At 34.0% G+C, this 15563-nt stretch carries 15 protein-coding genes and 1 other RNA gene; 3 read left to right on the forward strand and 13 right to left on the reverse strand.

Annotated elements, in window-relative coordinates; translation table 11 throughout:
- Positions 1-148 precede the first annotated feature (148 nt).
- Entirely contained in the window at positions 149-1894 is a 1746-nt protein-coding gene (locus ERK18_RS03865; protein ID WP_187154387.1) for an FAD-dependent oxidoreductase, read from the reverse strand.
- Positions 1895-1925: 31 nt separating this feature from the next.
- Complete coding sequence (gene glpK, locus ERK18_RS03870; RefSeq protein WP_187154388.1) at positions 1926-3443, reverse strand: glycerol kinase GlpK; 1518 nt, start codon at positions 3441-3443, stop codon at positions 1926-1928.
- Positions 3444-3588: 145 nt separating this feature from the next.
- Between glpK and ERK18_RS03875 the strand changes: the two genes are divergently transcribed.
- Positions 3589-4461 (forward strand): LysR family transcriptional regulator, encoded by an 873-nt coding sequence (locus tag ERK18_RS03875; protein WP_187154389.1) that lies wholly within the window; start codon positions 3589-3591, stop codon positions 4459-4461.
- A 64-nt stretch (positions 4462-4525) separates the two neighbouring features.
- Here the strand turns inward: ERK18_RS03875 and ERK18_RS03880 are convergent, their stop codons facing one another.
- Positions 4526-5719, reverse strand: coding sequence for an MFS transporter (locus tag ERK18_RS03880; protein WP_187154390.1), 1194 nt, complete (start codon positions 5717-5719; stop codon positions 4526-4528).
- 245 nt (positions 5720-5964) lie between these two features.
- Between ERK18_RS03880 and ERK18_RS03885 the strand changes: the two genes are divergently transcribed.
- Positions 5965-6477 (forward strand): hypothetical protein, encoded by a 513-nt coding sequence (locus ERK18_RS03885; RefSeq protein WP_187154391.1) that lies wholly within the window; start codon positions 5965-5967, stop codon positions 6475-6477.
- A gap of 126 nt (positions 6478-6603) precedes the next feature.
- A complete protein-coding gene (locus tag ERK18_RS03890; RefSeq protein WP_187154392.1) occupies positions 6604-7698 on the forward strand; it encodes a site-specific integrase in 1095 nt (364 codons plus the stop codon).
- Between the two features lie 70 nt (positions 7699-7768).
- Here ERK18_RS03890 and ssrA read toward each other — a convergent pair.
- The 10 genes from ssrA to ERK18_RS03940 all read right to left on the reverse strand — a co-directional run bounded on the left by ssrA (position 7769) and on the right by ERK18_RS03940 (position 15372).
- Positions 7769-8133, reverse strand: a transfer-messenger RNA (tmRNA) gene (ssrA, locus tag ERK18_RS03895).
- A 299-nt stretch (positions 8134-8432) separates the two neighbouring features.
- A complete protein-coding gene (locus ERK18_RS03900; RefSeq protein ID WP_187154393.1) occupies positions 8433-9617 on the reverse strand; it encodes an acetate/propionate family kinase in 1185 nt (394 codons plus the stop codon).
- Positions 9618-9660: 43 nt separating this feature from the next.
- Positions 9661-10662, reverse strand: coding sequence for a class I SAM-dependent methyltransferase (locus tag ERK18_RS03905; RefSeq protein ID WP_187154394.1), 1002 nt, complete (start codon positions 10660-10662; stop codon positions 9661-9663).
- 184 nt (positions 10663-10846) lie between these two features.
- Complete coding sequence (locus tag ERK18_RS03910; RefSeq protein WP_187154395.1) at positions 10847-11329, reverse strand: ComGF family competence protein; 483 nt, start codon at positions 11327-11329, stop codon at positions 10847-10849.
- 10 nt (positions 11330-11339) lie between these two features.
- Positions 11340-11615: a hypothetical protein gene (locus ERK18_RS03915; RefSeq protein WP_187154396.1), complete on the reverse strand. Its 276-nt coding sequence runs from the start codon at positions 11613-11615 to the stop codon at positions 11340-11342.
- Positions 11605-12027, reverse strand: a complete 423-nt coding sequence (locus ERK18_RS03920) for a pilus assembly FimT family protein (RefSeq protein WP_261982436.1) — start codon at positions 12025-12027, stop codon at positions 11605-11607. The genes ERK18_RS03915 and ERK18_RS03920 overlap by 11 nt, the downstream gene beginning before the upstream one ends.
- On the reverse strand, positions 12017-12355 hold the full coding sequence (gene comGC / locus ERK18_RS03925; protein ID WP_315984347.1) for a competence type IV pilus major pilin ComGC: 339 nt from the start codon (positions 12353-12355) through the stop codon (positions 12017-12019). Before comGC ends, ERK18_RS03920 begins: the two co-directional genes overlap by 11 nt.
- Positions 12356-12364: 9 nt before the next feature.
- Complete coding sequence (locus tag ERK18_RS03930; RefSeq protein WP_187154398.1) at positions 12365-13369, reverse strand: type II secretion system F family protein; 1005 nt, start codon at positions 13367-13369, stop codon at positions 12365-12367.
- The gene (comGA, locus tag ERK18_RS03935) at positions 13335-14309 is read right to left on the reverse strand and encodes a competence type IV pilus ATPase ComGA (RefSeq protein ID WP_187154399.1); all 975 of its coding nucleotides are present in this window, start codon (positions 14307-14309) and stop codon (positions 13335-13337) included. The genes ERK18_RS03930 and comGA overlap by 35 nt, the downstream gene beginning before the upstream one ends.
- A gap of 334 nt (positions 14310-14643) precedes the next feature.
- Entirely contained in the window at positions 14644-15372 is a 729-nt protein-coding gene (locus ERK18_RS03940; RefSeq protein WP_034977621.1) for a YebC/PmpR family DNA-binding transcriptional regulator, read from the reverse strand.
- Positions 15373-15563: the final 191 nt, after the last annotated feature.

Raw genomic sequence — 15563 nt, forward strand, 5'->3', positions numbered from 1 at the left:
AGAGCTAATTTCCGTATAAAATACTTATAATGAATAATATCGCTTATTTTAATATATCGGTTTAAAAAGGCCAAAGAAAAAACCTGTCAGATTGATTTGACAGGTTTTTAAATGGGGAATAATTTACTACTATTTTTATTGTTTTCTTCTACTTTCTTTTGCTCTTTAATCCCTCCAGTCTTGATTCTGCAATTTCGTCTTCTAACTCGTTTTCATATTGTCCTCTTTGAGCTTTATCCCAGCCATAATAATCAGACATGTGTTTAATCACGCCATTCTTTACCTGGTCTAAGGTGTCACTCTTGAATAAAATATGATAAGTACGTCTTAATAGATAATCAACTGGTGTTAAGGTCATTTCCTCTGCAAGCGAGTAATCAAGAGCTGCAGTTTCACCTATACTCAATCCTTTTTCTGGCTTGATTGTTTGGGCATAATCATAAATTTGCTCCGCCTGAGAACCAAATAAGTTTGCAATCTCTTTTGCATCATCAGCTGCAAGACCGGCAGCCACACCATCTTTAGCAATGCGAGCAAGTTCTGCTTCTGCATTGTCAGAATCGAAATCGCCACCAGCAACTTTAATTTCTGCTGAATCTTGCAAAGTAAAGTTTTTAGAAAACTCATCATGAAATTTTTGCTGGATTTTCTTCATTGCACCATTGGCCATGATGCGGTAATCTGTCAGCTTACCGCCGGCTAAGGTGATCAATCCATCTTCTGCTTCAGTTAAGGAACTACCACGTGATACTGCAGATGGCGCTGAAGTACTATCAGAAACGCTGGCACCTGTTGCCGCATCTGCAGCTTCATTACCCTCCACTTCAACTTCGATTAGAGGACGTACACCAGCCCAGCTGGCTTCAATATCGTTAATTGTTAAATGAGCCGCAGGATACTTTTTATTAATGATATTTAACAAGTAATCTACATCGCTTTGTTCAACTGTTGGATGAGCATAATCACCGGTAAAATCAGTATCCGTTGTACCAAAATAAGTTTTACCCTCCCGAGGGATAGTGAAAATCATTCGGCCATCAGCCGTACCCGAACCAAAATATGTTGGTTGTGGCACGGTCAAGCGAGATTGATCAACTACCAAGTGGACACCTTTTGTAGGACGCAAACGCGGTTTTTTGTAAACTTCTTTATCTTCTTGTCTTATTAAATCTGACCAAGGCCCAGAAGTGTTAATTACAATATCAGCATGAATTTCAAATTCTTCACCAGTTAAATTGTCATGAACACGAACACCATTAACTTGTTTTTGATCATTATGTAAAATTGCTATACACTTCAGGCGGCTAACAGCAAGACACCCTAATTCATGGGCCTTTTTAACGTTTTCTACTACCAAGCGGGAGTCATTATTTTGATAATCTAAGTAAACACCTGCGCCCTGTAAGTTCTCGCTATTTAATTGTGGCTCTCGTTTTAAAGTTTCTTCCTTATCCATCATGTAGTTGGCATATTTAATTAAAGGTGAGTCTCCTTCGATACCAGCCAAATGATCATAAAGATCCATTGCTACTTTTACCGAGAACATAGTAAACGTTGTCCCTGGTTCGTCATAAATTGGCAAAATCATAGGATCAGGTTGGGTCATATGTGGGGCAATATGCTGGATAACCGCACGTTCCTTGACTGTATCAGAAACAACTTGAACATCAAATGTCTTCAGATAGCGAATACCACCGTGTACAAGTCTGGTAGACCGTGATGACGTACCTCCACCAAAGTCTTGCATATCAATCAAGCCTGTCTTCATTTTAGCTGCACTGGCCTGAAGAGCAACACCTGCTCCGGTAATGCCGCCTCCGATAACCAGCAGATCTAATTTTTCATTTTTTAAACGTTCAATTTCTTCTTTTCTGGTTTCAATTGAAAACGCCATGATTTAGCCTCTTTCTTTTTTATAAAAATTTCTAATTATTTTTCTGGTATGGCTTATATGAAAAGCTTTGAGCAGCTTTAACAGCTGATTTCCAGCCTTCGTACAGGTGATCTCTTTCTGCATTGCTCATTTGTGGTTTAAAGGTTTTGCCTACTTTTTGAATTTTCTTGATTTCATCAAAGTCCTTCCAAAAACCAATAGCTAAACCAGCAAGAAAAGCTGCACCTAGTGCGGTTGTCTCGAGGTTAGCAGCACGTTCAATTTCGATGCCTAAAATATCAGCTTGGAACTGCATTAAATAGTCATTATTGGCGGCACCACCATCAACCTTTAATTTTGGAATTTGAATTTTAGTATCTTCGTGCATCGTATCAATAACATCACGACTCTCATAAGCCAAAGACTGTAACGTGGCTTTGGTAAAGTCATCACTGGTTGTTCCCCGAGTCAGACCGAAAACAGCTCCCCGGACATTAGAATCCCAGTACGGAGCACCTAAACCGGTAAATGCAGGGACAACGAAAACTTCATTATTATCTTTTGAGCGCTTGGCAGCTTCTTCTGATTGAGGAGCGTCATCAATAATTCCTAGTTGATCACGCAGCCACTGAATAGCAGAACCAGCTACGTAAATACTACCTTCCAAAGCATAATTTACTTTGCCGTTTATGCCATAAGCCACAGTAGTTAACAAATTATTAGCTGAAAACTTAGGTTTTTCACCCGTATTCATAACGGTGAACGCACCAGTTCCATATGTGTTTTTAACCATTCCCGGCTCAAATGCCAACTGCCCAAACAAGGCTGATTGCTGGTCACCTGCCATGCCGGCAATTGGTACTTGACTACCATAAAAGTGATATTCAGCTGTAGTGCCATAAATTTCGGAGTTAGAACGAATTTCAGGCAACATTTTTCTTGGAATGTTTAATAACTTAAGAATCTCATCATCCCAGTCAAGTTTGGTAATATTAAACAGCATTGTCCGGCTGGCATTTGTATAATCTGTCACATGAACCTTGCCGCCAGTTAACTTCCAAACTAACCATGAATCAATAGTACCAAATAACAATTCACCGTTTTCTGCGCGTTCCTGAGCACCATGAACATGATCAAGAATCCAGCGAATTTTGGTTGCTGAAAAGTAGGCATCAGGAATTAGTCCCGTTTTTTCATGGATCATATCCGTATAGCCATCGGCAATAATTTTATCGGCAATATCCGAAGTCTGACGGGATTGCCAGACAATAGCATGATAAATTGGCAAGCCGGTCTTCTTATCCCAAATAACAGTCGTTTCACGCTGATTGGTGATACCGATAGCTGCAATTTGGTTAGGTTTAATCCCTGAATTAATAAAAGAATTGGCAATTGTAGATAAAACTGAGTTCCAAATTTCGTTGGCATCATGTTCTACCCAGCCAGGTTTAGGAAAATATTGATTAAACTCTTTCCGTGAGTCAATTACTTTTTTACCAGAATGGTCCAAAATAATTGCTCTTGTACTAGTAGTGCCTTCATCAATCGCTAAAATATATTTTTCAGCCATTATACTTTCTCCTTTTTAGTCTTAAAACTAATTTAGTAAAGGTAACTGTCGTTACAATTCAATTTTACCCTCGCTTTTTGGGAAGCGCTAACATATAATGATAATAACTTATTAGTTAAAGTTATAAGCAAAAGGACAAAGTGTGATGAAATACAGTTTATTAACATATAAGTACTTTATTGACGTCGTTGAAACTCAAGGATTTACCCCTGCTGCAAAACGAAATTTTGTCTCTCAAACAGCAATTAGCAATGCGATAAAAAATTTAGAAAAAGACCTGGGTGTTCAACTTATTGATCGGTCAACTTCTCATTTTAAGGTTACTTTGGCCGGAATTAATTTGTACCATTGTGCAGTGCCCGTGCTAAAAAAATATTACGAATTTAGTGAAAAAATCAGTCAGTTGAACAATTCTTTTCAAACTTTAAGGATACATTATTTGCACGCTTTTGATTATTGGGCTATTGAACTGGCACATTCTCTTGCTAAAAACAATCCTGATTTACAATTACAACTTGATACTGAAAATTTTGCAGCTAGCATACCTAAACTAGATGCAGGAGATTATGACGTATTGATCGGGTTTTCTACTGCCGTTAGTAAAATTAAAAACATCCATATCAGAAAAATTGGCACTGCCAATTTTGGTATTTTATTGAATAAGAATTCTTTTGATTCTAATGGAAATCTTAAAAAAGACCTACTAAAAAAGCAGCCCCTTTTTTTACAAAAATGGACTGCTACTGATAATAATGACGTACAAACGAAAATTAAAAATATTCTGAAAAAAGTGAATATCAATTATGACCAAATAATTTACTTAGACAGTTTCGATGCCGCTCTAGCCAACGTTGTGTTAGATCATGGTATGGCAATTTATCCGGAAGAACTGCCACTGCCGAAAATATATGATAATCATGTTACTTTTTTGCCCAACTTGCCTAAACTAAAATACGATGTTGTCGCTATATATAAAAATCCGGCTATTACCAATATTTTAGGTCACACACTTGATTAATGGACTTTTACAGTAACCGACAATCATAGCTACTACCATTTAAATAATAATTAACCTGTTATTTTTATTGCAACTTGCCTAATTTGCTTAAGCCGCTAAACAAAGTGATTAATATGGAACCTGACATACAGACAGCGGCAACAACGAATATTGAATGTACTTCTGCTTTGATTAAAAACCCACTAATTAAAGACATAATTGGTCCTATAATCCTGGTTAACGAAGTTGAAATTGAAGTTATTGTGCCTTTAAATTGAGATGGAGTTTCTGCTTGAATTATAGTAAAGAAGTTGGCTTGCGACCATACGCTACCAAACGAAACCAATGCGTAACCAAAAGTAACCCAAATAAATGACTGGACATCAAGCATAACTAGGAAGCCTACCATTATCAACAATGCTATCAGAATCATTTGCGTACCTAGTCTCATGTTTTTATTAATACGTAAATAAATAAAATTGCCTAGAATACTTGCAATCGCTGCTACCGTGAAAAAGATGCTGACCAAATTAACAGAAACTTTCATTTCTTGTTTTAACAAAAAAGTAAGCATGGGAACAACTGCTTGAAAGCCAACGTTTGCCACGAAAAAACTTGCGATCAGCCATTTAATATCATGAGTTCTAAATAAAAAAGTGATTCCCTCTTTTGCACTTTTATTAAATGACTTTTCTTCTTTCACTGACTTTTTTTCTGTATGTAAGGGTTCATAATCTTTAATAACATAAGTTAAGTAACCAAAGCTTAAGGCATCCAGTAAAAAACCACCTATGTAATCAATTAAATTAATAATGACAGCTGCAATACCTGGACCAAAAGTTTTTTGAATCGACAAAATTAACCCCATTTGTCCTGAAACGGATGATAGTTCTTCTTTTTTAACCGATTCGGCTATGAAAATTTGATATCCGGTCCAAGTAATTAAATCAAATGAACCAAGTATAAAGACTACTAATAAAAGCCAATATAATGAAATATTTTTGATAACCAAAAGTGGTGCAATTATAATTAGCACCATTTGCATTATTAAAGAAAAGAGCATGATTTTCTTACGAGAATATATATCAAAAATGGGTCCAATTGCTAGTCCAAATAGAGCTGTCGGCAGATATTCAACTGCCGTTAACAGTCCCATTATGACTGATGAATGAGTTCTAGACAGCATCAGCAATGGAATTGCAAAAGTGTAAAATTGATCACCCAGTCCTGAAATGGCATAGCCTAAAAGTAGTTTGTTTTTTTGTGTTAAATTTTTCATTGTGACTTCTTTTTAATTTTACGACAGACTATGTACTTAACTATTACAACGCACATAATTTGCCGTTTTTAAGTTTAAATTAATTTAAGTAGTTTTATTGTTAGTAAGATAGTTTTTAAATCAGATCGTTTTTTGATTTATTTTTAGTATAATAAATATATATAAATAGAATAGCAAATTTTCTTAAGATTTGTCCATAAAGCCAGCGACAAAAAACCTAAGGTAAATGTTTTTAGGAGGAAATGATGAATAAGAAATTACTAGTAATGACTACTACAATTTTAGCAGCAGTATCATTAACGGCTTGCAGTAGTTCTAATAACGACACTCAAGGCGGAACAAAAGTAACTAAATCTTCAAAGAAAAAGGCACAGCCTAAAATTAAGTTCTACAAAAAAGGTGATACTGTAAAAGTTGGTAAGGTGGAATACACACTCAAATCAGCAGCTAAAACTAGTGAACGCAATGAATTTGAGGATAGCAAGCCTAAAAATGTAATTAAAATAGTCTACCATGTGAAGAATGATAGCAAAAAAGATCTACCTATTGGTGGCGATGTAGATGCATATGGCCCTGATAATTCGAAACTTAAAGATTATCCAGTAAACGATACTACACTTGATTCAATTGCTCCAGGCAAAGAAGCAGACGTTATAACTGATTTTGGAACAAAAAAGCTTGGTTCTTTTGAGTTGCATTTTAAACCGTTAACTGATTTTGATTCTAAATCAGCTAAATTTAAAGTTAATATAAAATAATTTTTTATTGTAATCTAAAAAAGCTACTAAGAACCCGTCTAGAAAACTAATTCTTAATAGCTTAATATCACAACAGGGTTATGCCCTTTTGCATACCCTATTATAGCATAGGAGATAAAATTTAAAGTGGCTTATATAAAAAAGCGTGGTAAATCTTGGCAAGCTCAGGTATCTTGGTATGATGAGCAAAATAATCGTAAATATAAGACTAAAAGCGGCTTTGCTACCAAAATGCAGGCTAAAAAATGGGCTAATGAATTTGAAGTCCCTAAAGATAAAAACTTAATATCAGATCAAGATCCAATTTTTGCAGATTATTTTGAGGAATGGTATAAACGTTACAAAGCTCCAGGAAAATCGAATAACACCAAAAATAGATATGCCCATATTTACCTACTTTTAAAAGAAAACTTTGGCAAAACTAAGTTATCAAAAATGTCCCGTAATAAATATCAGGACTTTCTTAATGATTATGGTAAAAATCATGCAAAAGATACAGTTCAGAAAACTAACGGTACAATTAGAAGTTGCGTAAAGGATGCTGTTAGTGATGGCTTAGTTAGAATTAATTTAACTTGGAACGAAGACAAAACAAGAAAAATAGAATATCTCAGTTTTAAGCAAGTTCAGCAATTAAAGACTCTGTTACTTAAAGATATTAGGTCATCATATGTCAGTCGGTATATGCTATTAACAATTATTTACACTGGCATGAGGCCAGGAGAAATAAGAGTTTTAACTTGGGACGATATAGATTTTAATCATCTTGAAATACATATTACCAAATCCTGGGATTATGATAATAATAAAATTATTAATTATGATTCTAATGAGATCAATAAAGAAACCAAAAATAAAACTTCAACTAGAGTAATCAAAGTTGATCAGAAATTATTAGACATATTAAAACAATTAAAAGTGAATAATCATCAAAGATTGTTTATTAATGGTGCAGGTACCATTCCTACTTCAAATGCAGTTAATAAAGTTTTACGAAAACAATTAGATAAATTAGGAATTAAGAAGAAAGGTTTCCATTTCCACAGCCTAAGACATACCCATGTAGCATTACTTTTATTTAAGGGAGTAGATCTATACTCTATTTCAAAGAGATTAGGTCATTCAAACATGAGTATTACAGCTAATACATATGCTTACATGCTGGATGAACTTAAACAGAAATCTGATAGTCAAATTGTCAAAGTGCTTGATGAAATATAACAAGTCAGCGAACATTTAGCGAACATCAATAATCAAAAAGCCTCTAACCACAACGGTTAGAGACTTTTATTTATGGAGGTGAGGGGAATTGAACCCCTGTCCAAACGCATTCCGTCACTGACATCTACGATCATAGTTATATTATTTGAACTTCACTAGTCCAAAACGCCATATAACAGGGCTAGATGGACTAGCTAACCTGGAATGACTCTTTTTAACTATTCAGATGAGGTAGTTAAACGTAACTCACTAAGTTGATACTTGAATTCAGACGTGAGTAATCCGAAAACAAGCAACACATGCGCCTAAATTAGGCAGCTAATGCGTAAGAATTTTCTTTATTTGCAGTTATAAAACTGTGACGTTTTTACGTAGACGTGACCTACGAACCGCAGTCAATGCGAATCTACACCTGTCGAATCCCAAAACACCCCCGCTTTGGGTAAAAACAATTATAGCATAATATAGCAATCTTGCCTAATAATAAATCAAACGCAGAACTATAAATTTAAATTTGATTAAAACTATTTTTTAAACTTTTATTTACACAACAAATTATACTTGATAAAAACTGTTATAAAATATATAGTATTTTGTCTTAACTGTGCACTAAATTACTATTAAATATTGGCCAGAACAATACTATGAAACCTAGCCTGCCATAAAATGCCAATTCAAAGTAAAAGAAAACCGCTAAGAAAGTTTCTTAACGGTTCATCTATTTTTCTACATTATTAATTTAAATGTGCTAATCGAACAACATCACGTTCAATCATTAATTCCTCATCAGTTGGAATAATTAGAGCTTTGATCTTTGAATCTGGTTTAGTAATAAATTTCTCGCCATTAGATTTATTAGCTTCTAAATCTGGCTTTAAGCCAATGAATTCAAAAGATTTCATAACATTTTCACGAATACCAGAATCATGCTCCCCTACACCAGCGGTGAAAATAATTGCATCTGCACCCTTCATTTCCACCATATAAGAACCAATATATTGGATAACATGATTAACAAAAATTGCTCTTGCAAGATCAGCTTTTTTATCAGAATTATTCTCTAAGTCACGCATATCAGAAGAAATTTCAGAAATTCCCAGCAGGCCAGACTTATCATTTAAAACGTCAATCATTTCGTTGATATCAATATGGTCTTTATTCATGATATACTGCAAAACAGACGGGTCAACATCACCTGAGCGAGTACCCATAGTGATACCTGCTAATGGAGTGAAGCCCATAGATGTATCAAAAGACTTGCCATCTTTAACTGCAGTAATTGAAGCTCCTGAGCCAAGGTGACAAACAATCAGCCTCAAATCTTTGGCATCTTTACCAAGCATTTGAGCAGCACGAGCAACAATATAACGAACAGAAGTGCCATGAGCACCATACTTGCGCACACCATATTTTTCATAATATTGATAAGGAATTGAGTACATATAATGTACAGGATCCAAAGTCTGATGGAATGAGGTATCGAAAACGCCTACTTCCGGAACACCAGGTAGCAACTTCATAAAGGCTTCAATTCCTTTACCTTCAGCTGGATTATGAAGTGGTGCATATTCCTTTAAATCATAAACTTTTTGTAGATTTTTCTTATCAATCAGAGCAGAATCTTTAAAGTCTTCTCCCCCCGCAACTATTCTATGACCAACACCTACAATTTCACTCAAATCGCTAATCACATGATATTCTTTTAAAGCCTTAAGCAGCAAATTAACTGCAGTTTCCTGATCTGGAATTGCTACATCCTCAGCGTGTTTTTCACCATTAGCCAATTCAATTTCAAAGGAAGAGCCATCAATACCAACTCTGTCAGCAAGTCCACTTGCTAAAACTTTTTCTTCAGGTAAAGCAAACAACTTATATTTAAATGAAGAACTGCCTGAGTTGATTGCTAAAACTTTTTTCATAAATCTAATTCCTCCATAAACATGACTTTATAAATTTCACAAATCAATCAATGTTTTTAGTATACCACTCATTTAGTTTAACATTAAGCTTTATTAGGTCCTGTTCACTTTTAAATGAGTCTAACTTTGTGAGAAAAACTTCACTATTTCTGATATCTTTTCCATGATTTTGAAAGACTACAATTGATTTTTGATTAAATTTATTCTGAAAGGCACTGTCGGGTAACTCAATTATTGCACGCAGAAAAACCTTATCACTTAGCCATGGCATAAAGTCACTACCACCTTTGCCAGACAAAATATTTTGTGGCACAATCAGGAAAGCATAACCGCCGGCTTTAAGATTTTTAATAATCTGTTCAATAAATAAAAGATGAGCAAGCGAGTGACCAATTTCAGATTTGGTAGCAAAATTTTTTGCATTTTTATCAAGTGGATAATAACCAACTGGCAAGTCACTTACGACAACATCAGGGCTGTTAAACATCCAGGGAGTTAAAGCATCCTGGCAAAACAATTCAATATCAACATTACTCAAATGAGCTTCAATATCAGCAAAGCTCAACATTTCTTCATCATTATCAATACCATAAAGTTCAAAATCAGACTTCGAATGATTTGCACTTTTCAACTGATTAATCACAGAAAATAATAAATTCCCAGTTCCAATTGCTGGATCAGTGATTATCAATTTTTCTTTTGGTAAAAGTTTTAACATAAACATTGCAATCACTGTTGAAATCGCTGGCGGTGTTGGCATTTGATTGACATCTAGTCCATCTTCATTAACCGCTTTTAAAGTTAAATAAGTAAAAATCTGCAACTTTAATTTATTGGAAAGTTTATTATATTTTAATCTTGCATATTTGTGACTCAATTCTTGAATAGTTTTTTTATCGGGAGCACCCAGCTCAACTTTAATTTGTTTATTTTCAAGGTTATCAAAAGTTTCTGTCAGAGCATCCCCAAAAGAGACATTCAATGCCTCTTGTAAACACTTAACACAGTCTAAGAAATCATTAAACAGTTTTTCAATTTTATCCATTGCTTATTCCCCTTATCTCTTAAACATTTTAATAGAAAAAAGGTAATTAGAGCAAGAGAATCAATCATTAATTAAATATTCAATTAATAAAAAATCATTTTCCATACTTTCTTGATAAATATCCAGATAAAATTGAATAAAAATTAAACAAGTGATTAATACCAGAATGCTGCTAAGAAACGCGTTAGCTTTTAGTCTTAGGCTTTTGTTTTTGCTCATTTAATTCCTTTTCTTTATTTTTTGGTCTAGTGCCAAATTTGAAATATAACTCTGATTTTCTGCCATCTGCTTCCGTAACATTTATTTGCAACATTTTATCTCTAGTGGTAAAACTGGACTTTTTTACATTTAATAATAGCGGCATGTGTCCACCTTCAGGAGTAGTCACACGTAACATCTTTTTATATTGTGTCAAACGATATATTGTATCGTTTCCTTGCGCATCAATTTTTTCAAAAACTGCTTTTTCAGAATTGGATCTCTCTGGTAAAGTAAATACTCTTTGGCTACCTTTGCCCTTAATAAACCGGTTTAGCTGCACGTAAGAAAATACAATGTCGTCAGTGCGATGTTGAACTTTATTTGCTAATGTAAGACTTTTTAATAAATTCTGTAGAATCAGTACTACGATCAATGTTATAAAGACCGCAAACACAGCTTCTGCCAAAATAAAGCCTTTAGTTTTTAATTTTGTATATCTTTTCTTCTGTTTTATCATAAATGCTATTTTTACCACTAAGCTCATAAATGTGATCATGAACTAATATTCTTTTTATTTCATGCTCTTTTAAAACGCGCCAAGCATATGCTCGATCTGTTTTTTGCTCTATTCTGCGCTCGATTATTCTACTTTCTCTCACAGTTAATGCTAAAGTTGCAACACTTACTAATGCAATTATTAAACCAACCATACTCTCTGCCATCAAAAAACCGCTTTTTTTCCTATTTGTCATCAATTGCTCGTCCCCAGGTCATTTGCAGCTTCACTCTTCGAGTATCTTGATGGTTTCTAACAGTGATTGTGTGTGGTGGTAATGAACCACTAATTGAAATTTTCAATAGGCTTAAGTTGCTTATACTTATTTGTGGTTCTATTTTTATTATCTGCGGCTTTTTTCCTCCGGTAATTATTATTTCTTTTAAAGAAGGATAATATCTAACTATACTTGTGCGATTTTGTATTGCTGATCTTCTTGCTGCATGTTCAATAGAGCTCTTAATTTCTTTAACTGTATTTTCAAGTATTAGTTTTTCTCTATATTCATTTATTTTTAGAGCACCTAAACCGGCTAAACCAAGCGTAATAGTGAGGGTAACAACCATTTCAACTAGAGTAAAACCCTGTAGTTTGAACTTATTTAGCATTTCTTTCAACTACACCATCAGTAACCGTATAGTTTTTAGACTTTGTAAATTGTTTTTTAGTTAAATAGCCATCATCAAACATATTTTGAAAATTAATTTCTTTACCATTACGATCTTTGTCATCTTCGTAAAGTGTAGCTTGAGTTTGCAAGGTTGTTTTAAAAGCATCATTAGTCCTTTCTTTAGCACTATTTTTTTGCTTTGTTAAATTTGGTGCAATGATTATAAGCAGCATAACTATAATTGCAACCACTACTACCATTTCAATTAAAGTAAAACCTTTTACCTTGCGTTTCTTAGGTGTAAATTTTGTCAAAATGTTTTTCACTTTTTCCTCCTATATTTCTTGCATCATTGCATACATTGGCAATAAAAGTTTCAAATATAATCCAATAATGCATAAACCGATTAAAATAAAACAAATGGGTTGAACATTTACTATTAATTTCTCAATCTTTTGTGTTAAATCATTAAAAAAAGAACGTCCTAATAATAAAAACTTTTTACTCAAGTCATCTCTTGTTGCTCCGGCTTTTACCAGCAATAAAATTTCATTAGGTAAAAATTGCTCTTTTTCTATGATTTCTTCAGGATTCATCCCCTGAGCCAGCTGTCTACCGACTTTTTTCCCTACATATTGTTGTAAAGATCCCTTAACTTGCATGGCTGAATAGTCACAAATTTTTTGTAAGGAAAAACCACTAGCTAGTAGTAGTCCGGTATCATAGATCAGGATATATTTCACATAAATTTGAATTAACGGCCCGATAATTGGAAAGCCACTAAGTCTCTTCAAAGAGCGATAATCTTGTTTTCTTAGTAACAGAAGTATTCTGCTCATAAAATAAACTAAACTTAAACTCAAAATTAATAAAAGCAATAGCAGATAGTCTCCAGTATGTTCACCTGTTTCAGCAAACTGATTAGATACAAAAGTCTGCATAAATAATAGAAGAAAAATCATCATTAACACTAAAATAAAAGGGTATGTCATTTCAGATTTCAACTTTTTTATTTGCTCATGTTTCAAACGAGTAAGAGTTGCAATTTGGGTTAAACATTCAATTAGGTTTCCCTGTACCATCGATAGCTCAATCTGAGTAGCAATAGTCTTGGGAAAGCCCAAATTCAACATTTCAGAACTTAGTTTCTTTCCAGACTGAATTCTTTTACTCAAACTATTAAATAAAATTTTCTTTTGAGGCCATATTATTGGCATCATTTCCAAACTCGTATTTAATGAAAAGCCATTTGACAAACTATTTTGTAAATATTCAAGAAATTCTAAGCGCTCTTTATTTGATAATTTATCCTGCCTGAAATTTTTCAAAGACCTGTTCACTAATTTGATTCCTCTCCTTTAGCTTGACCAAATTTTGGTGCCAATTAACATAATCACCTCGCTTATGCTTGCTTATGTCCGCTTGTAATTGGCTTCCACTATCAATGTCCATTAAGCAGGCAAAACCTTTATCATTTGGCAATAGTCGTTGATAACTGACTGCGGTCAAACAGTTATAGAGATCCGCCGTGTTAATCTGCAGACTTTCTAATCTCGAAATGGTCTGCAAAGTACTTTTAGCATGGACAGTTGCTAAAACAAGATGACCACTTAAAGCAGCATCTACTGCAAGCCTTGCCGTTATCGCATTTCTAATTTCACCAATTATTAAAATATCTGGTCTATGACGCAAAGCTGCTTCAAGCAACCTGGAATATGTAATTTCTGCCGTGAGATTAACCTGCGTTTGCAAAAAATTTATTTCATGTATTTCCACTGGATCTTCAATTGTCATGACCATCTGATTCTGACCAATCATTTTGGCCAAGTTATACATAGTTGTAGTCTTACCAGAGCCAGTTGGACCACTAGTGACTATTAATCCTCTTTGATGCGCCAAAGTTTTCAGAATTTCTATTTGCTCATCAAAAAAATATTCACCTGTATTTATTTGATAAATAATTCTAATTACCAGTGATTCACAGTCATTAAAGTCTCCAATACTGGATAAACGCAGATAATATATTTGATCATGAAAATGATACTCAAAAGCTCCTACCTGTGGCCTGCGATGTTCGGCAATATCCATTTGAGCAGCAAATTTCAAAAAATTGATCATTTCTTTGCCTTCATTTATGGAATATTCAGCTTGATTTTCTAAGCCAGTTATTGTGCGAAATTTAACAACTAAATTATCACCAACTATTAAAAAGAAAATGTCGCTCGCATGCTCATTTATCGCATCTTCAATTAAAGAATTAACAGCTTCTTTGATTTTCATAAAAACCTCCTTTCCTTGCTACCATAATTAATTACGCAAAAAAGCAAATTTTTTTCAGATATATTCAAAAAAGACTGGAGATCTTCACAATTAAATTTATAAAATAGATATCAGAAATTATTCAGGCTTTGATTATATTTTATTTACTCAAACAAAAAAGCCGTACGTTAGTGCTGCTTTTACTCATTAAATACTCATTCATAATACGATTTAAAAACATACTTATTAAAGAAAACAAGGCAGAGAAGTTGAAAAAATAATTTTAGACATAAAAAAATTCTCTAAAACCGAATTTTCGATTCTAGAGAACCCATTAAATTAAATGAATATTTTCTTATTCTTCGTCAGCTGCAGCTGTATAGACATTCTGAACATCATCGTCATCTTCTAGAGCATCAACTAAATGGTCAAATTGCTCTTTTTTGTCATCTGGCACAGGCGTGGTATTTTCAGGTATCATTGTCAACTCTGCATTGGCTAATTTATAACCATCTTTTTCAAGTGCATCCCGAACTTGTGCAAATTGTTTAGGATCTGTATAAATTTCATAAGCATCATCGCTAGTTTGCAAGTCATCTCCACCAGCATCCATAACGTCAAGTAACATCTGATCTTCATCAGCATCAGTGGTTGTGCGATCAATGACAATATAACCTTTACGATTGAACATATAAGCAACAGAACCGGTTGCTCCTAAAGAACCACCATTACGAGTAAACGCTACTCTAACTGCAGAAGCTGTCCGATTTTTATTATCAGTTAAAGCTTCGACAAAGATAGCCACACCACCTGGTGCATAACCTTCATAAGTAATTTCATCATAATGTTCTTCTGAATTGCCTTCTGCCTTTTTAATAGCACGGTCAATATTTGACTTAGGCATATTGTTAGCATGGGCCTTGTCCATTACCATGCGCAAGTTAGGATTTCCGGAAGGGTCAGGACCACCATTCTTTGCAGCCATGTAAATTTCACGAGATAATTTTTGGAAAATCTTACCCCTCTTTGCGTCTTGTGCATTCTTGCGGCCTTGAATATTGTGCCATTTTGAGTGTCCTGACATTTAAGAATCCTTCTTTCTTTTCTTATCATTAACGTTATTATCTTACCGCACAGGACCATAAATTTCAATACAAGCAACTATTTCTCCTGCTTTTTTAATTAAATATGAATGTGCTTTCATTAAAATAAGTTTCTCTAGCCTCTGGTCATCTTTTTATTTAATTAGTAAAATAAAAACATTAGTTGTTTTTC

The sequence above is a fragment of the Lactobacillus kimbladii genome (assembly GCF_014323605.1).
Classification (GTDB): domain Bacteria; phylum Bacillota; class Bacilli; order Lactobacillales; family Lactobacillaceae; genus Lactobacillus; species Lactobacillus kimbladii_B.